Raw genomic sequence first — 19,710 nt, 5'->3', positions numbered from 1 at the left:
TATTTTATCTATAAATTTTCTATAACCGTAAGCAAGTTCTGATAGGTATCTACATCATGATATTTTACTTCACTCGTTGAAAATTCATTAAACAGTTTCTTTGCACAGGTAATTTTCGCCTGTTCTATCGGCCTTAGCTGCAGACTGTCCATGCTCCCTTTTGTTTCTGCTATAAAGAAAATATGCTTTAATGAACCTTTCTTGAAAGATATTGCCCAGTCAGGTGAATAGTTCCCGACAGGGGTAGGTATATAGAATCCTCTTGGTCCTTTAGGCAGTTTGGCATATACCACCACTTCTTCTGCGGAATCGAGGTCCTCTGCAAATCTTCTCTCGATACTGTCTTTAGCTGTTCCATCAGTAAAAATATAATCCTGTATGGCATTTCTTGCATTAAAAGCTTTTGCATATTCGTCAGAAGAACGACTCATATTGAAAATATCCTGTGAATATGGTTCTTCAGCACTTGGAGCATAAGTTATGTGTTCAACAACAACTGATGCTTTCTGCTGATTTATTATTCCAGCCACTTTTGCAATAAACTCTTCTGGATTATCCTTGAACAGATATAATTTTTCAGTAGAAATCCCACTTAATATTTCTGTAACCGTTTTTCTCGTAAGAACAGTTTCTTTTGCCACTTTACCTATAAGATCATACTCAGCAAAACTTCCATGTGAACGTTTAAGCTGCTTTGTATTGGTATTTGATATCCCAAAATCTTCCCCTGTCTGGATTCCTGTAGTTATCACATAGGTAAGTTTTGCTACTCTCAAGTCAGAATTTATTGCAGAAATAGATTTTTCAACCAGCTCTTTGCTGCTAAAATCAACTGAATATGCATATCTGCGATTAATTTTGTCCCACAGTTCCTTAAAATCCTTCCAATTTTCATTTACCGGATTATCTTTAACTTTGGTATCATGAGCATTACTGGCCATTTCATCAAGAATTCCCGGATCAAATATAGCCTGTACTAGTTTATGGATATCCTCGCCTATCGGTTCAAGCTCTTCTTTAAGCGGTACCAGATTGCCTAGTTCGGCAGCAGTCCGATAAGTCTCTGTAACCATTCCATGGTCATCTACGTAGTCATTACGCACAAGATAATGATATATTGCTTTAGCATCATTCGCTGTTATCGAATACATATCATCTCCGAGCATTATATTTCTTCCAGTAAAATATCCTTCACTGACTTTTGTAGGACGCTCATAAAGATCCGCTCTTATTTCTCTTTGCAGGTCTGACACAAATCCGGAGTAGCTTTCACTTGCAACTACTGTAAGAACATTTAGTCCGTGAACAAGGCTTTCACCGCATGTATCAAGGTCCTGTCTCTCTCCCTGACTGTTCACACATAAACGCAGTCCTCTGCCTACTTCCTGCCTTTTTGCTGTTACATTGTCAGAGTGCTTGAGCGTACATATCTGAAACACATTGGGATTGTCCCATCCTTCTCTAAGGGCTGAGTGTGAGAATATAAATCTTGTCGGTTCTACAAATGACAAAAGACGTTCCTTATTTTTCAATATGAGATCATATGCAGATATATCATCAGAAAACTCACTTCCACGAGCTTTCTTACTGTCTACAGCTCTTCCTTTTTTGTCTATGGAAAAATAGCCGCGGTGTGTGTCTGATGTTTCAATCCCTCTAAGGTAATTCTGATATGCAGTAGGGAAAAGGGTAAGTCTTTCATTCAAAGCTGCAGTATATTCTTCTTCAAAGACTTTCCCATATTCGCTGAGCATTTCGTTGCCGTCTTCATCATACTGACGGTACTTTGCTACCTCATCTATAAAAAACAGAGACAGACATTTTATCCCCTGTTCAAAGAGTTTTTCTTCTTTATCGAAATGTGAAGATATAGTCTCACGAATCTGTATACGGCGTATATCATCTTCATTTACATTTCCGCTTGCCTCACCTGTTGCAAGGCTCTCTCCGTTTGAAAAAGTGACAACTGCACGAATCGGATCTATTTCTGCTATCGAAATCCCCTTGTATTCTTCCAGCTCATTTGAAGCCGCATAAAGGCTGTCTCCTGTTTCAAGAAGTCTTGTCTCTCTTTTTATTCCACTCCCACGCTTCATCTCGAATTCCAGCCGGGCTCTCGGCGGTTTTTTTCTGTCTATGACAATGTCAGCAAGATACATATACCGGTTTGTTCCACTCAGATTCTTAAGGTCAAATCCTTTTACCTCAATCTTCTTAACCAGCTTCTTTTTGAAGGCATCCAGTGCGTCAAGAACATAAATCAGGTTGTGTGACGTTTTGTGTGTTGCCGAAAAATTCAGCGAGAAAAGTGGATTGAAGTTCTTCTTAAGTGCATTCTGAGTTGCTGCTCCAGACATTTTCTGAGGCTCATCCAGAATTATAATCGGACGGTTCGCTTTTATTACATCAATTGGCCTTCGCGACCCAAATTCATCTCGTTTGGTATAAATAATACGTGCAGCCTCGTTTCCGCTTCTTCCTTCAACGTTCTTGTCCTCATTCATTGTAGTATTGAAGGCCTGAGTGTTTATAATCATTACATTTATCCCGGCATTCTGAGAATACTCATCAAGCTGATGAAGATTTGATGAATTGTATATGAAGAAACGTGCTTTAAGACCATAATGTTCCATAAAATGTTCCTGGGTAATCTCAAATGACTTTTTGACACCTTCACGTATAGCTATACTTGGTACAACAACTATAAATTTGCTCCAGCCATATGCCTTGTACAGTTCAAACATCGTCTTAATATAAACGTAAGTTTTTCCCGTACCGGTCTCCATCTCCACATCAAGAGAAACAAGCCCAAGCCCTTCTTCAATCGCTGACGAATCCTTTATGTTGTTTGCCGTCTGTACAGCCCTGATATTTTCAAGAAGCTGTTCTTGTGTCAGCTCGATATCAGCATTTCGATATCCCATTTCAAATTCAGCATCCTGCTCCAGAGCATTTGTCTGTGCATCTCTTTTGCCAATATCTCTTCGGTATTTGAAAACGCTCTGCTTGGGCTGCCCTGAAAAAACCTTCACTATACTTTCTGCAGCCTCAGTCTGAAAGGACTGTACCTTGAACTTGAATTTCATCTACAACACCCTCCTTATAGTACCCGGGCTGTATGATTTGAATACCTGTTCAAAATTTACAAGGTCACTGTCATTTAAAAAGCTGCTGTCTCTGAACACCGCATAGTATGGCTGTTTTCTGGCAATTTCAGTAATAACCGCTGTATCTGCCTTGTCAAAGCAGGCAATAAGGTAATTATCATTTACATAGAAGATCTTTCCCTCCTGCACAATTTTGGCTGAAAGTGGAATACCCAGCTCAAGCATAACCTGGAATAAAAGATCTTCGCCGCTTCTGTCAGGTTTGATGTTGTCCATAAGTCCATTAAGGCTAAAGCCTAACTGAGCATACTCTTCAGGGGTATAATACACCTCTTTCATATTGCTGCTGTCGAGTTTAAGAACGCGAAAACCTGTATCCAGATTCTGAGCAGTAAGTCCCGATTCTTCTTTTATCTTGGCTCCAGCACGGCGTATACGTTCTTTTCCGATTTCGCAGATATTCTTATATCCAGCTTTGTAAGCTTCTGATTTTTCATCGCAAACTTCTGGAATCTGAACCATTATGAATTTACGATTTCCTCCATCTTCGGAATTTTGTTGCATAACTGCATGGGCAGTTGTTGCCGAACCAGAGAAGAAATCTATTATTATGCTGTCTTTGTCTGTGTTAGCAAGTGTTAAGATTCTTCTTAAAAGTCTCACCGGCTTTGGTCCATCAAATGCTCCTGATTCTAAAAGTGCTATCACTTCTTTTGCTCCCTCTTGGCTATGTCCAACATCTTTATAAAACATTATTGATGTAGGAGACATACCTTCGTACTTAAGTTCCGTAAGGAAACGCTTAATTTGTGGCACTGAATCTCCATTAGACCCAAAATAAATTCTATTATCTAAAACTGCTTTTTCATAAGCTTCTTTAGAAAATCTCCAGCATCTTCCCGTAGGTGGTTCTATTTTACGTCCTGACGGTATTATTATCGGATAGTCATAAGATTCACTATACGTTTTCACTGACATATCTCCAGGTTTCCATACTCCACGTGGATCATTATCTGGATTAGAATATCTTGCATTCGCTTTTTCAGTTCTTTCAAGTCTCCCTATGGTGAATTGGCTTAATGACTTTGTATACATTAAAACATAATCGTGACTATTAGAAATGAATTTTGCATCATTCTTAGGAGAATAGGCTCGCTCCCAAATTAATTGTGCAATAAAATTAGCCTCTCCGAACAGCTCATTACAAATTTTCTTTAGATTTTCAACCTCATTATCATCAATGGATATAAATATAACTCCATCGGGTTTTAATAAATCTCTTGCGACTCTGAGTCTCGGATATATCATATTAAGCCAGTCGGTATGAAAACGCCCATTACTTTCAGTATTTTTTACTAATCGGTTTCCCTCTTCATCAAACTGTCCACTGTTTGGTAGATATTCTTCCCTACCTTGAGAAAAATCATCTTCATAAATAAAATCATTTCCAGTGTTATATGGTGGATCTATATAGATCATTTTAACTTTATTTAAATATGTTTCTCTAAGCAGTTTAAGTACATCTAAATTGTCACCTTCTATATACAGGTTTTCTGTGTTATCAAAATCTACGCTTTCTTCTCTGCAGGGTCTCAGCGTTGCGGATACCGGGTCATTTGCAAGAATTACAGCCTTTTTCTTGTCTGGCCATGTAAACTGATACCTCTCTTCTTTTCCTGAAACCACTCTTGTGTTGATTTCCTGGGTCAGTATGTCAGCATCTATTGCACGGACAACCTCTCCATTTTCATTTATCGTTTCTGTAACGGCATTTGGAAACATGGCGGAAAGAGCCGCAAATTTGTCCTCTGCGAGATCAGGCGTGTGCATTTTCAGCTTGTCTATTTTGTCCATTGTTAAACTCCTTCTAATTGTTCTTTCAATTTTTTTATTTCCTGAGCCATATCCCATTTTCGTCTCGGCTGTATCTCATTCATTGCCTTTTTTTCAAGTTCGGCAATCTGCTTCATGAGCTTTTCTCTCATGCTTTCTTTTTCAATCTCGTCTCTGAGGCTGATTTTACTTTCAGATTCTCTATTCTCCCTGTAACTGAGTTTTTCTCCTGCAATCTGGCGTACATAGCTGTCATATATTATGTCCATGTCAAGGCCTTCAATATGAAGATCTATATCTTCTAGCGCAGACCACCCTGTGTTATAGTATTTGCTTATCTTGTATCTATCTGATGAGGCCGCGCTTTGCTCCTTGTATCCAATCCACATCTGATACTCGCCTTCATATTCAAGCAGATATACGATATGATATGGAATTTCTCTGTCTATAAGGCTAAGTACCCTGCTGTCCAGATCCTTCTGATTAAGCTTTATCTCAAATATCTCAATTTCTGTGACTCTCTCCCCTGCTTTTACATTCAGTGTGGATGTCGCAAGTTTGTTTTTCCAATATATGGTTTCAATCTGATCTATAAATATCTTTCTGATTTCCTGTGTCACATTGAGGTTTTCATAAAATTTCTTTTTTGGAATCCTCTTATTAAATTCAGTTGATTTTGGCAGTGCCAGCATCAGAATCCCCCCTTTTATTAAGCTATTTAACAACTATGAAGCATACGAGTTCAAAATCATCCAGTCCTTTGACTTCTGAAAGCAGGGCTGATGTGCCTCCGCTTTTGAACAGACTGTCAATGTCGCTCTCTGTTTTCATATCAATAATTGAGTTTATAGCTTCCCCAAGAAGCTCTGAATATTTGCTCATGTTCTTTCCATCTTTTGTTTCTTTATTGAAAATCCGACAAAGTTCAATATCAGGATTTTCATTATTTCTGCAAAGAAATCTCAGATTGTCCAGCATCTCTTTTGGAGAAAGATGGTCACATACAACCTTACCTTCGTTTGATATATATACCATGTAAAATGGATGCAGCCTGTTCTGGTTATCAATGTTTACCCCACCGTTGATATTTTTCAGAACATAAATTACACCTTCAGGATTTTCATCTGAAGATTTCACAATCGCGTGCATCCCAAGAGGCGTCTTGTCCAGATCCGAATTGTCCTTTATATATTCAAGCAAATCAAGCCTGAATTCATTAAGCCCAAGATCCATTATGGATATCCCGCTGGACATTTCCTCTATGTCTACAACCTCTTCCTGAAGTCTTTTCAGCTGCTGCTTTCTATACTCAAGATCTCCTTTTTCTTCGGCATTTATAAGATCGTCATCTCCAGTGGAAGTAAGTACAGATATTCTCATCCTTGTCTCTACTCTGTTTTTGAGATTGATATATTCATCGAGCGAAAGATCAGGCCAGAAATTAACAAGCTGTATAAATTTATTTCGGCTGCCTATACGGTCTATTCGTCCAAAACGCTGTATAATTCGGACCGGGTTCCAGTGGATGTCATAGTTTACCAGATAATCGCAGTCCTGAAGGTTCTGTCCTTCTGATATGCAGTCTGTTGCAATTAGTACATCTATGTTATCATCTGAGCCTGGCATCAGAAGCTCTTTGTCTTTTGAAATCGGCGAAAAGCATGTAAGCACATTGTTGAGTGTGGCTCTGAATTTTGGTATGGTGGTTTTTCCTTCAACTGTTCCTGTAATCATTGCTGAGTCAATATCATACCTTGATTTTAAATACTTGCTAACATTGCTGTAAAGATACTCTGCAGTATCTGAAAACGCTGTGAATATAAGTACTTTTTTGTTGTTATCATTGATTGGACTTTTGATTTTTTGATCCAGAAGTTCATAAAGGGTCTGCAGTTTTGTGTCATATTGAGGAGTTATGTCTGCAATCATAAGAGAAAGAAGTTCAAGATTGTCTGCATCCTGTGAAAGTTCATGCCTCCAGCTCATATGATCCATGTCTTCAAGATTTATCCTTACTTTTTTACCAACTGCAAACAAGTCAGTATTCTGATCATCAAAATCAAAATCTGACGCTTCACTCAAATCTATAAGCTCTATCCCATCAAGGCCGCTTTTTTCAAAATCATCAATGCTTTTTATAGTTTCTGAAATAAGGTTTTTTATCCGGTCAAGAGTAAGCCTGAATGAGTAAACTGAGCTTTCAAGTCTTTTTAAGAGATTTATGCTCATCAGGCGTCTTATTCCCTGTTCTCTTCCTGCCTGAGTGAGGTTTTTACCTTTTTTCTCAGCAATGTCAATATACTTGTCAATCTTACTTGCGAGTATATAATTGGATGGTGTGTATATTGCAAGATTTAGCTGCATAAGGCATTCATATATCTGATTGTAATTTATTGCTGAGTCCAGGCTTGTAAGTGCCGGGCGCAGAGAAATCGGCTTGAGACGCTCTGGAAATTTTCCTATTTCTTCCATATTGTAATATTTTTCTATATGGCTTCTTGAACGTGCTATCGTTACATTATCCAGTACTTCAAAGAAATCGAAATCAAGCATTTTTAAAAGTGTTTCGGTCTTTCTGTTCTCCGGAGCAAATTTGCTCCACTTGTTGAATGCAGTCTGAGCAATCCTGAAAATCTCATCGATAGATTTTGCAGTATTCAGCTTCTGATTTATGAGCGCTGGGTTTCCCTCATATGCAATTGCGAGCTGATTCTTAAGATCATTGAATCTGTTGTTTACCGGAGTAGCGGAAAGCATAAGGACTTTTGTCTTTACTCCAGCACGTATTACCTTGTTGAGCAATTTTAAATATCTGTTTTCTCTGTCCCCATCCTGCCCTGAAAGCTGACCGCCATTTCGAAAATTGTGGGATTCATCTATAACTACAAGATCATAATTGCCCCAGTTTAATCGGCTCAGATCCAGGCCATTCGAATTTCCTGATTCTCTTGACAGGTCGGTGTGATAGAGTACATCATAATTGAGCCTGTCCGCGGCTACAGGATTGTTAACATAATTGTCCTTGTATGTATTCCAGTTATCCGTAAGTTTTTTTGGACAAAGCACAAGCACGGACTTATTTCTGTTTTCATAATATTTAATTACTGCTATTGCAGTAAATGTCTTTCCAAGTCCTACGCTGTCTGCGAGTATACATCCGTTATATTTTTCAAGCTTGTTTATTATTGCAAGAACTGCATCTTTCTGAAAATCATAAAGCATATTCCATATCTTGCTGTCTTTAAATCCTGTGGCTTCGTTTGGAAGCACGTCTTCCGAAATGTCTTCAAGAAATTCGTTGAATATGTTGTATAAAGTAATAAAATATATAAAACGCGGGGAGTTTTCTTTGTATGCCTCAGTTATGCTGTCAATTACGGTTTCCGTTACTTCCTGAAGCTTTGTATCATCATTCCAGATTGTATTGAATACCCTTATAAAGTCTCTGCTTTCTGGAGTTCCAATTTTAGTAACCATGTTGTAGCTGTTGTTGCCTCTCTCACAACCAATATCTACAGTTGTGAATCCGTTCAAAGGCATGTATGTAACTGTTTCTTCACCTGTTGTTACATTGGTGAAGCCACCCATATTTTCATTTGTGACATTTGATTTGAATATAACTCTGTCCCTTATCCACTGAGCACACTCTTTGGCTATAGCCTTCTGCGTAAGCTCATTGCGCAGTTTAACTTCAAATTCCGTGCCGTACAGACTTCTTTCACGACTTATGCGCGGTATATAGAATTCTCTCTTTGATTTCTGTACCTTTTCTTTTACAAAAGTTGGAGAAGTGAATATAAACCTGAGTTCATCAATTGAATCAAGCTGACTTTTTAAGGCTTCATATGCGTATATGGAAAAGCAAGCCGCTGCAATTGAAAGCCTGCTGCCTTCCTTTATTTCCGATTCCATATCTTCCTTGACTATTTTTGTTACATTGTCAAATATCTCCATACCCAAATATCCCCCCGGACTATTTTTGCGTAACTTTAAGAAACGTCAATACAATTGTAACATTTTTTGGGTTTTTTAACAATTATTGAGTAATAAATATATATTTATTACTGTCTGAAAATATAAACCAGGCTGCCTGCCCTTTTCCCCTGACAGGCAGCCCGATTTATTAGGCTATATTAAATATAATACCCCACTGATTAATTAGTTCTCTTTAATTATATCAGATCAGGTGTCCATTAAAACGGACAGTGCCAACTTTATTCGTACTCGCTGAGCACCTTTTTTATGTATTTCCTGTATTCCTCGGCGGTATCGCACGGCGAAATTATCTTTATGTCGGGGCCGAATCTGAATAGCCATGCAAAAAAATTGGTGCTGACCTGCAGCTTTGCCGATATGCTGAAGTGTTCTTCTCCTTCTCTGTTTATGTCTATTTCTTTCCCGAACCTGTCCAGCACCGCATTGACGAGGCTGTTTCTGCATTTCAGAGTGACGAGCCTTTCGCTTCCTGAATACATGCTGAAGAGCTTGTTTGAGTACTGGGCAAGGTCAAACTGCATGTTTTTCGGCAGGATGTCTCTTTTTTCATACGTGAGCGCTATGTCCGTCATCCGGTCTACCCTGTAATGAACGAAGCTGTCGTATTTATGTCTGTAGGTGACAAGATAGTATTTGTCGTCGTCCCAGAGCATGCCGTACGGGCTTTCGTTGTATGAGTGGTTTCCTTTTCTGTAGACCTTTTCCTTGTTCACGTTGTAGTCAAAATACCTGAACTGCACTTTTCTGTCGTTCGTGATCGCGCTGTGCAGGGCGTCGACGTTGTAGTATATGCTCTCGTTGAATGTCTTTATCCGATTTTCCATATGTACCTGGCGCCTGAGCTCTTTTGCCTGCTCACGGCCAGCGAGCGATTCGAGCTTTTTGATAAGCTCTGCGCTCTTTTTGTGTGTAATGAATCTTGAGCATTGCACCGCATCTACGAGAAGCTTGAGCTCTGCAAGCTCAAAGGTTCTGCTCGCGACAAAGTACTGCGTCGTCCTTGATTTATTAATGGCTATGTCTATGCCTGCCATCTTGAGCAGCTCAAGGTCACTGTATACCGTCTTTCTTTCTGCTGATACCCCGTAGTGTGAAAGCGCTGTCTGTATCTGACTCACTGTCAGAGCGTTCTCTTCATCCGTATTCTCGAGCATTATCTTTGCGAGATAAATGAGCTTGAGCTTCTGGTTTGGTTTTTTTGCCATATTAAGTTACCCCCTTAACATGATTATAGTGCTCAGCGTGTTTTTTTGCAATTGAATATTAAAGAAACTGCTGCAAAAAGCACTCCTGCCACGGGCCAGATGATCCAGGTCCTGTCCCAGGCATTTGTATAGAAGCTCATGAAAAGATAGATGGCTGTAGCAAGCAGCCAGTATATGCCGGCAATGCTTCCAAAGGCTTTGGCTTTCTCCTTGCCTTCCGGAGTAAATTCCTCTTCCTGAAGCAGCATCTTGTAGCCTGACCATATGGTTCCTGAAAGCACCATGTGATACACCCCAACTGCCACCATCAGAAGGGTTATGCTGAGCCCTATAGAGTTATAGAGGTCATTTTCCGTGTTGAGCGATGTCACTATTACAGGAAGCGCCGAAAGGATGCAGAGCGTGATACCTATTATGTTGTTCTTTCCGTGAGTCTCCTTGAAGGCTTCTCTTTTGGCCTTTACCATTCCTGTCACGCCATATTCTGTCTCTATAGGCTCTGTCCTGAGATATTCATAGTCCTGGGTGCGGTTTCCTGTCTTTATGAATATTACTACCGCTGAGGCTATGATAAGAAAGAATATCGTCATCGAAGCGGACACTGCGCTTTTTTCGCTTATCGAGAGAAGTACTGACATATAGCTGTTTGTAATGAGAAACAGCACGGTAGGCGCCATGATGCACATCGCGACTCCAAGGGCTACGGATGGGGCAGTGTTTTTCTTTATCTCCAGAAAACGGTTGGCTTCTTCCATGGATACGTGCCTTGGCTGAGATCCGTCTTCATGGATCTGGTTCTCTGTATATTCTTCATGCTCCATGCTGTCCTTTAGCAGGAAATCTGTGCTAACTCCAAATATATCGCTCATCTGAAGTATCTTGTCCATGGCGGGAACTGACTGGGCTCCTTCCCATTTGGATATGGACTGTCTTGACACATTTAGCTTTTCGGCGAGCTCTTCCTGGGACCAGCCGTTTTTCTTTCTTAATAGTATTATTTTATCTGCGAGTATCATTTTATTTCCTCCCTGGCAATATAGATAATCAATTAACATTTTCTTATACCTATGATACCCTTTTTTGCGGTTGCGCGCTACCACCGCAGCTGTATAATTTGTCAACCGGCGGTTGCAACTTTGAGAATCACGCGCTTTTGAGTGCAGTACTTCGCTTGCTTGACAATGATTTTTCTAAAAGATATACTTAAGCTTGATAATGATATTATCCGGCCTGTGCGCCTACATATAGAAAGGAAGTGTTATCTTGAAAATTTTTCATCTGAGCGATCTTCATCTGGGAAAAATCGTGAACGGGTTTTCGATGATCGATGACCAGGCTCATGTCATTGAGCAGCTCTACGGTCATATCGAAGCGGAAAGACCTGGCGTGCTAATCCTCGCGGGCGATCTCTATGACAGGTCCGTGCCTCCGGTGCAGGCTATAGAGCTGCTTAACGGAATGTTCTACAGGATTATAAAGGAGCTGAAGACTCCTGTGATTGCGATATCCGGAAACCATGACAGCGGCGAGAGGATCGATTTTGCGAGCACCCTGCTCAAGGACAGCGACCTGTACATAAGCGGCACTCTGAAGGACAGGATTTCGAGGATAACTCTCCATGACGAGCTGGGGCCTGTGCATTTTTATCCGATCCCTTTTGCTGATCCTGCTGCAGTGAGGCATGCTCTGGATGACCCGTCTCTAAGAACTCACGACTCTGCCATGAAGGCGCTCATAGGGTCTGTTTCTGATGAGCTCGATTCAGCTGAGAGAAATGTAGCCGTGGCTCACGGCTTTATCACTGCCATGGGCGAGAACGGAGAGGATGAGCTAATCCTTGAGACGAGCGAGTCGGAAAAGCCGCTTTCGATCGGTGGGACTGACCATATCTCGTCTTCGTGTTTTGAAATTTTTGACTATACCGCTCTCGGGCATCTGCACGGTCCTCAGAGGGCAGGAAACGACTGCATAAGATACTCCGGCTCTCTCATAAAATATTCATTTTCCGAGGCGAGGCAGAAGAAGGGCATAACGGTAGTCGAGATGCTTGAAAAAGGAAATGTGAGCACGAGATTCATCCCCTTTTCGCTCAGGAGGGATTTCAGGGTTATAACGGGAGAACTCGATGAACTGATAAGCGCCGCTGATGATGACAGAGACAGCAGGGATGACTATATCAAGGCTGTGCTGACTGATGCAGGCGAGCTGCTCGATCCCATGGCAAAGCTTAGGAGCGTCTATCCAAACGCCATGGAGCTCGTGAGAAAGGACCGCATGAAAGGAAGCTCTTCTTCTGCAGGCTCTTCGGTGAATATACGCCAGAGATCCAGGCTTGAGCTGTTTGAGGCTTTTTATGAGGATGTTACCGGAAACAGATGCCCTGAGGAGGGCGTTGACATAATAGGAAAAGTCATCAGGACGGTTGAGGAGGGCCTTGAGATATGAAGCTGAAAAAACTTGTCATAAGCGCGTTTGGTCCCTATGCCCAGACTCAGGAGCTGGATTTTGAATACCATCTCGGGGACAGAAGCATGTTTGTTATTTCGGGAAACACCGGCGCCGGAAAGACTACCATATTTGACGCTGTAAATTTTGCGCTTTTTGGAAACGCAAGCGGCAGCGAGCGTGACGGAAAATCCCTGAGGAGCGATTTTGCCTCTCCTGACACGGATACATGGGTGGAGCTCGATTTTTCCCTCAGGGAAAAAGAGTATCATATAAGGCGTTCCCCTCAGTATGAGAGGCCCAAGAAGCGCGGTGAGGGAACCACGAAGACGTCTGCCTCTGCAGAGCTGAGGCTGATTACAGATTCTCGAGTGGTGACCGGCTACAGCGATGTCACGTCTGAGGTAGAAAAGATACTCGGGATAAACTCGGGCCAGTTCAAGCAGCTGGTGATGATCCCTCAGGGCGAGTTCAAGCGCCTGCTGAGCGCCGACAGCGGCGAAAAGGAAATGATATTCAGGAAGATATTCGGGACTGAGGCTTTTTCTCAGATCCAGAAAAACATAGTGGAGAGGTCAAACTCTCTTAAGAGAACGATTGAGGATGCTTCGATATATAGAAGGAGCCTTATAAGGAGATTTCGCCCTGTGCAGGATTCCGGAGTGATATACGAACTGATGGCTCAGGAAATGCCCGCCTCTCAGCCTCTACTGAGGAGCTTCAGGGAGGACCTTGAGAAGGATACAGAAAACGCCAAGGTTCTCGATGCCCAGTCTGAGGACCTGCGAAAACAGCAGGAGAAGATACAGGAAGAGATAATAAAGGGCGATGAGATAAACAAAAAGCTGCGTGATCTTGAAAGCAGCAAAAATACGTATCAGGCTCTGGCACTGAAGATCGAGGATAATGAGCTTTTAAAGGCAGGGACAGAGCTCGCTAAAAAAGCCCTTGAGATACAGCCGCTTGAGGAAAAGCTTCTTGATAAGAGGCAGAGTCTGCAGAAAAAGTCAGGTGAGCTCACCCTGCTTGAGGAAAATGCGCGCAAGCTCGGCGAGGCTCTTGATGTCGCCAGAAAAGCAACCGAAGACATGAAGGCAAGGCAGGGCGAAAAGCAGCAGCTTGAAAAAGCTCTGGACAGGCTCTCCCAGCTGAGGGAGAAGACCGCAGGCTATGAGCAGAAAAAAGCTGAATCCAAAGAGCTGGAGGCTATGATAAATGAAACCGACTCAAAAATCAAGGCTACTGAAGCATCAATAATAACCTGCGCCGACAATCTGGCAAGAGCTATGACAATGCTCGAAAAAGCAGCCGAGGCAAAGCTCGAGAACACGAGGCACGAGGCTCTGCTCACAACCTACAGGGAAATCGTGAAAAAATGCAGAGACCTGATAAATGCTGCCGACGAATATGAAAACAAGAAATCCGAGCATACAAAAAAGGCTGCGGAATATGAATTCGCCTATGAGGCTTTTAAATCCGCTCAGAAGGAATATGAACGCATTGAGGATGCCTACAGGCGAAATCAGGCCGGCATACTCGCAGCTATGCTCGAAGACGAAAAGCCCTGCCCGGTATGCGGGTCTGCTCATCATCCTTCCCCTGCCGTGCTCGAGCATGAGGATATAAGTGAGCAGGCGCTCAAGGCCGCAAGGGCTCTCTCGGAGGATCTGAGGTCAAAGAGAGATAAAATCTACGAAAAGGTTACGCAGCTTAATACCGAGCTTGCTTCTCTTCGAAAAAACTCTATAGACCCGCTTGCCGCTGAGCTGTTTGAAGGGGATGTAAAGGATATAAGAGAGCGAGCTGAGAAATACAGGTCGGAAATAGTAGCAAAAGGAATAGATCTCAAAAAGCGCTATGATGAAAATCTCAGCCTTACCAATAAAGAAGACGAAATAAAGAAAGCAAGGATAAATGCTGAGACTGAGGGTAAAAGGCTCGAGTCTGAAAAAACCGAGCTGACCGGCCTTAAATCAGAGCTTGGTATAAAGCTGTCTGCAGCAAATGAAAACATAAGCTCTACCGAAAAGGAATTCGAGGGCAGGATACGCACGGCAGCCGAGCTTGAAGCTGAAGAAAATGAAATGAAAAAACAGATTTCAGAAATTGAGAGGCTCACTGCAGCGGCAGATGAAAGCTATGCAGCTCTAAAGGGGCAGCATGACACTTCAGGCGGTCAGATAATAGCGATAAAGGCTGAAATAAAGGCACTTGAGGAGGATATCGAATCAGCGTCTGACAGTTTTGAAAAGGCTCTCAGATCCGCCGATTTTGAGGATTTGGGCTCATACTCAGCGGCGCTTATGGAAAAAGTCGAGCTCTCGCTTGCTGAAAAGTCGCTGCAGGAGTTCAGAGAAAACCTTAGAGTTGCTGAATCTGCGCTCGAGAAGGCTGAAAAAGAAGCTGAGGACCTTGCTCCGGCAGATCTTGAGCAGGCAAAGGAAAAACTGGAGGGAATAAAGAAGCTTCAGTCTGATGCTGACAAAATGGCAAGAGAAGCCTATTCAAGGATTGAAGGCAACAGGTCTGTCATAAACGAGCTTGAAGACGAAGCGAAAAAGCTGTTAAAGCTTGAGGAAGAATACCGCACAGTCGGAGACCTCGCGAAGGTCATAAAAGGCGAAAATTCTGCAAGAATGAGCTTTGAGAGGTACGTGCTGGCTTCATATTACGAGGACATAATATCAGCCGCAAACATACGATTCGGCCGTATGACGCTTGGAAGATTCGAGCTTTCGAGAAAACAGGAGGTCGGCGACGCAAGAAAAGGCAGCGGACTCGATCTCGAGGTTTTTGACAACTACACCGGCAAGGCCAGAGATGTAAAGACGCTTTCAGGAGGCGAGAGCTTTAAGGCGTCGCTTTCGATGGCGCTCGGGCTGGCAGATGTCGTGCAGTCATACGCGGGCGGCATACAGCTCGATACGATGTTCATTGACGAAGGGTTTGGAACGCTTGATCCGGAGTCTCTCGACAAGGCTATCGAAGCGCTCGTGGAGCTCCAGAGCGATGGCCGCATGGTCGGTATAATATCGCATGTGCCTGAGCTCAGGGAAAGGATCGATGCGAGGCTCGAGGTAAGCACTACCGCAAACGGAAGCCGGGCTGAATTTGTCGTAAGCTGATTTAACTTTATGTGAAATTCTTTGATTATATGGGTAATAAATATAGATAACGTGAATATATTTTTTGTATTTGACGGAGGAGCTGAAACCCGAATGATAGCTGACGTTGCAAGTCTGATATTTGAAAGAAGAGAATTTTTTGTAAAGCTGATTATAGAGCATCTTGGCATATCTTCTATATCCATACTGATCGCCGGGATAACCGGCCTTCTCCTGGGCATCCTGATAAGCGAGAAGAAAAGCCTCTCCCCTTTCGTGCTTGGCATTACCAGCGTAATCTACACCGTGCCCGCCATCTCGATGCTGGGGTTTCTGATTCCTTTTTCGGGCATAGGGAACACGACCGCCATAATAGCGCTGACTATATATGCGCTTCTTCCGATGGTCAGGAACACCTATACCGGGATAAGGAGCATTGACAAGGACATACTCGAGGCGGCAAGGGGCATGGGCAGCACAGATTTTGAGATCCTCTACAAGATAAAGCTGCCTTTGGCGGTGCCTGTTATACTGACCGGACTCAGGAGCATGGTGGTAATGACCATCGCGCTTGCCGGGATAGCTTCGTTCATAGGAGCAGGCGGGCTCGGAGTCGCCATATACAGAGGTATCACCACCAACAATTCTGCCCTCACCATTGCAGGAAGCCTCCTGATCGCACTCATTGCAATAGCGTCAGACGGACTGTTTTCTCTTGCTGAAAAAACGCTCTCGAGAAGGTCTCATATTTAATGATAACCTTACTGTTGTGAGCTATCCCCGCTTAACCACAAAGCGGTATGAAAGGAGAAGATTATAAAAAAATTAAGTTCACTTGCGGTCCTTATGGCTGCTCTTATGACGCTTGCCGGGTGCATGCCATCTTCACAGAGCGATGAGGACAGCGTAATAAAGATAGCTACAAAACCAATGACGGAGCAGTTCATACTTGGAGAGATGCTGAGCATACTCATCGAGGACAAGACTGACCTGAGCGTAGAGCTGACAAAGGGAATCGGAGGCGGAACTGCCAATATCCATCCTGCGATCCTCAGCGGTGAGTTTGACCTGTATCCTGAATATACCGGCACAGGATGGCTCTATGTACTCAAGAAGACGGAAATACCTGATGACGTGACCCTCTACCAGGAGCTCTCCCAACAGTATATGGATGACTTTGAGCTCGAGTGGGTTGGATTATATGGCTTTAACAACACCTATGGCCTCATCGTGAGAAATGATATAGCCGAAAAATACAGCCTTTCTACCTATTCCGATCTTGCTGCAGTATCTAAAGACCTTATCTTCGGCGCCGAGTACGACTTTTTTGAACGAGATGACGGCTATAATGCGCTTGCCGAACAGTACGGCCTTGAATTCAAGAAAACCGTGGATCTTGACATCGGCCTCAAGTATGATGCAATAAATCAGAAGCAGATAGATGCCATGAACATATTCACGACAGACGGACAGCTAAGCATTTCCGATGTTAAGGTGCTAAAAGATGACCGAGGATTCTATGAGAACTACTACTGCGGCACAGTCGTGAGAAGCAGCATTCTTGAAGCTCATCCGGAGCTGAGGGAAGTACTCATGCTCATGGACAGCCTTATTGATGAAGATGAGATGGCAAGGATGAATTATCTTGTTGAGAGTGGAGAGTCAGACGAGAAAACCGTAGCGCAGGAATTTCTGGCTTCCAAGGGGCTGGTAAGCAATGATTAAACTTGAAAATGTAACAAAAAGATATGAGAATAATACGGTGCTGGAGAATTTCAGCCTGGAGATTGATGAGGGAGAATTTGTAACGATCATCGGAAGCTCGGGATGCGGAAAGACAACCCTTCTCAAGCTCGTTAATGGCCTGCTTGCTCCCGATGAAGGCAAGATATACGTGGATAACCAGGATATAAGCCTGCTTGATCAGAACAGGCTGCGAAGGCATATAGGATATGTTATCCAGAGCATAGGGCTTTTTCCTCATATGAGTATATTTGAGAACATAGCTTATGTCCCCAGGCTCCTGAAAACTCCAAAGGCGGAGATATCTGCGAGAGTCGAGGAGCTAATATCCATGGTAGATCTCGAAAAAGAAATCCTCCGCAAATACCCTGACGAACTGAGCGGAGGGCAGAAGCAGAGGATCGGGATTGCAAGAGCGCTCGCTGCCCGTCCCGGCATAATGCTGATGGACGAACCTTTTGGAGCGGTTGATGAAATAACGAGAAAGGTGCTCCAGGAGGAGATCATAAAGATCCAGAAGCAGCTGGGCATAACCATTCTCTTTGTAACTCATGATATCAGGGAGGCTCTAAGGCTTGGCCACAGGGTGCTGGTTATGGACAAGGGCCGCATTGAACAGTTTGACCGTCCTGATATCATAAGAGATTTTCCTGTAAATGATTTTGTTAGAAATCTGGTCAGTTCTTCAGTCTGAACTGGGCTATGAGGTCGTTGAGCATGTCAGTCTGAGTCGAAAGCTCCTCTGATGTGGCAGCGGCCTCTTCGCTTGATGAGGCCATGTTCTGGATAAGGCCTGCGATCTCTTCGATGTCCTTGTTTATCTCGCTGACTGCCTCAGTCTGTTTTGAGGATGCCTTTGCGACCTGATTTATGGTCTCAAGCACAGCGCCGCTTTTTTGTGATATCTCTTCAATGACTTCACTCATGGATCTGGCATAATGATCGCCCTTCTCCGCTGCGGAGGTCGAATTCTCTATCAGGCTGACCGTTATGTTTACCGCCTCTGCCGTTTTTACTGCAAGGTTTCTGACTTCGTCCGCAACTACTGAGAAGCCTTTTCCTGCGGCTCCTGCCCTTGCCGCCTCAATAGCTGCATTGAGCGCGAGTATGTTGGTCTGGAATGCTATTTCCTCTATAGTCTTTACTATCTTCTTTATTTCCTGTGAGGTGTCGTTTATCTCGTCCATTGCGGATGAAAGGTTGGCCATCTCCTGGGTTCCCCTGTCCATGAACTGCACGGTCTCATCAAAAAGCACTGCCGCCTGGCTCAGGCTGCTGTTGTTGTTTTCGGCGTCTGCAGATATTTCAGATGTAAGGCCGAGAAGATCATCCACTAGCTCCGTCTGTGAGCTCGTGCCTGAAGCTACCATCTGAGATGTCATCGAAACCTGGCCTGCCGCCATGTTCACGTTCTCAGATGCCATGCTTACATTGCTGAGGGTCTGGGATATGTTGCCTGCAAAACCGTTTATGGAGCTCTTTATTGCTGCAAAATCTCCCGTGAAGTCCCGGTCAAGCTCTACATCAAAATTGCCCTGCTCCATCTGTGACATGATGCTGTCGATATCTTTTACATAGCTTCCTATATTTTTCACTGCTCGGCTGAGCGAGTTTATCATGTATCCGAATTCATTATCTCTGTCTGAGCTTATGTCGATTGAGAGATTTCCTTTTTCAAGCTCAGATATGGCATTTGTCACGTCAAGCACCGGATCGATGGCTTCTTTTGATATCATGCCTTCATATTCCTGAGATATTATGCTCAGGCTCTCTACTATGCTGTCAACTGTCGGAACCATTTCCTCGACATATATGCTGTATGCGGCTTCCTGGTCAGTCTCTACAAGCGGTATTATGTCCCCTGCTCTGTGATGGATCGTCTCATGCAGTGGTATTATCTTCATCAGCTGAGCCTTTATCTCTTCATTTTCAATCTGATCTATATCCTGAGAATCAAGCCATTCTCCGAACAGGCACGCTGTAGGATCAAGCTTTCCGGTGAACTCTGATCCTGTGTTTATCGATATGTTGAGATTGTCTATCCATTCAAGGTGCCTTGTAGCGCTTTTGAGCGTGGTTACGCTGGATTCCATGAGAACCTTCTGCTCTTTGTTCAGTCTGTATATGTCATATATCCCGTATACGACGATCGATCCTCCCAGTATTATCGCTGCGAGTATAACTGCAAAATATCTTCCAAGCTGTTTTTTCAGTGAATTGTTCATAAAATTCCCAATAAGAAGCTGAGCTTCTTCCCTTTCTGTCAATCTGTTTTGA

12 protein-coding genes are annotated in these 19,710 nt (G+C 43.1%); 5 read left to right on the top strand and 7 right to left on the bottom strand.

The features are described 5' to 3' along the window. Positions 1-8: 8 nt before the first annotated feature. The 6 genes from AC4PGZ_RS03590 to AC4PGZ_RS03565 all read right to left on the bottom strand — a co-directional run bounded on the left by AC4PGZ_RS03590 (position 9) and on the right by AC4PGZ_RS03565 (position 11,157). Complete coding sequence (locus AC4PGZ_RS03590) at positions 9-3,086, bottom strand: type III restriction-modification system endonuclease (RefSeq protein ID WP_492159678.1); 3,078 nt, start codon at positions 3,084-3,086, stop codon at positions 9-11. Continuing rightward, a complete protein-coding gene (locus tag AC4PGZ_RS03585; protein WP_492159677.1) occupies positions 3,087-4,961 on the bottom strand; it encodes a site-specific DNA-methyltransferase in 1,875 nt (624 codons plus the stop codon). A 2-nt stretch (positions 4,962-4,963) separates the two neighbouring features. After that, the gene (locus AC4PGZ_RS03580; RefSeq protein WP_492159676.1) at positions 4,964-5,632 is read right to left on the bottom strand and encodes a DUF4391 domain-containing protein; all 669 of its coding nucleotides are present in this window, start codon (positions 5,630-5,632) and stop codon (positions 4,964-4,966) included. 22 nt (positions 5,633-5,654) lie between these two features. Further along, complete coding sequence (locus tag AC4PGZ_RS03575; protein ID WP_492159675.1) at positions 5,655-8,894, bottom strand: helicase-related protein; 3,240 nt, start codon at positions 8,892-8,894, stop codon at positions 5,655-5,657. A gap of 260 nt (positions 8,895-9,154) precedes the next feature. Beyond that, positions 9,155-10,141, bottom strand: a complete 987-nt coding sequence (locus AC4PGZ_RS03570) for a helix-turn-helix transcriptional regulator (RefSeq protein WP_492159674.1) — start codon at positions 10,139-10,141, stop codon at positions 9,155-9,157. A 32-nt stretch (positions 10,142-10,173) separates the two neighbouring features. Then, complete coding sequence (locus tag AC4PGZ_RS03565; protein WP_492159673.1) at positions 10,174-11,157, bottom strand: helix-turn-helix domain-containing protein; 984 nt, start codon at positions 11,155-11,157, stop codon at positions 10,174-10,176. Between the two features lie 247 nt (positions 11,158-11,404). Here AC4PGZ_RS03565 and AC4PGZ_RS03560 point away from each other — a divergent pair, with 247 nt between their 5' ends. The 5 genes from AC4PGZ_RS03560 to AC4PGZ_RS03540 all read left to right on the top strand — a co-directional run bounded on the left by AC4PGZ_RS03560 (position 11,405) and on the right by AC4PGZ_RS03540 (position 18,127). Then, on the top strand, positions 11,405-12,586 hold the full coding sequence (locus AC4PGZ_RS03560; RefSeq protein ID WP_492159672.1) for an exonuclease SbcCD subunit D: 1,182 nt from the start codon (positions 11,405-11,407) through the stop codon (positions 12,584-12,586). After that, on the top strand, positions 12,583-15,711 hold the full coding sequence (locus tag AC4PGZ_RS03555; RefSeq protein WP_492159671.1) for an SbcC/MukB-like Walker B domain-containing protein: 3,129 nt from the start codon (positions 12,583-12,585) through the stop codon (positions 15,709-15,711). Before AC4PGZ_RS03560 ends, AC4PGZ_RS03555 begins: the two co-directional genes overlap by 4 nt. Before the next feature lie 93 nt (positions 15,712-15,804). Further along, a complete protein-coding gene (locus AC4PGZ_RS03550) occupies positions 15,805-16,443 on the top strand; it encodes an ABC transporter permease (protein ID WP_492159670.1) in 639 nt (212 codons plus the stop codon). A gap of 93 nt (positions 16,444-16,536) precedes the next feature. Further along, a complete protein-coding gene (locus AC4PGZ_RS03545) occupies positions 16,537-17,415 on the top strand; it encodes a glycine betaine ABC transporter substrate-binding protein (RefSeq protein ID WP_492159669.1) in 879 nt (292 codons plus the stop codon). Continuing rightward, positions 17,408-18,127: an ABC transporter ATP-binding protein gene (locus AC4PGZ_RS03540; RefSeq protein ID WP_492159668.1), complete on the top strand. Its 720-nt coding sequence runs from the start codon at positions 17,408-17,410 to the stop codon at positions 18,125-18,127. Before AC4PGZ_RS03545 ends, AC4PGZ_RS03540 begins: the two co-directional genes overlap by 8 nt. Here AC4PGZ_RS03540 and AC4PGZ_RS03535 read toward each other — a convergent pair. After that, positions 18,111-19,658 carry a methyl-accepting chemotaxis protein gene (locus AC4PGZ_RS03535; RefSeq protein ID WP_492159667.1) on the bottom strand — a complete coding sequence of 516 codons (1,548 nt, stop codon included), beginning with the start codon at positions 19,656-19,658 and terminating at the stop codon, positions 18,111-18,113. The genes AC4PGZ_RS03540 and AC4PGZ_RS03535 overlap by 17 nt on opposite strands. Positions 19,659-19,710 lie beyond the last annotated feature (52 nt).

The sequence above is a fragment of the Proteocatella sp. QWL-06 genome, assembly GCF_058684135.1.
This window is presented reverse-complemented; position numbering and strand designations above follow the sequence as displayed.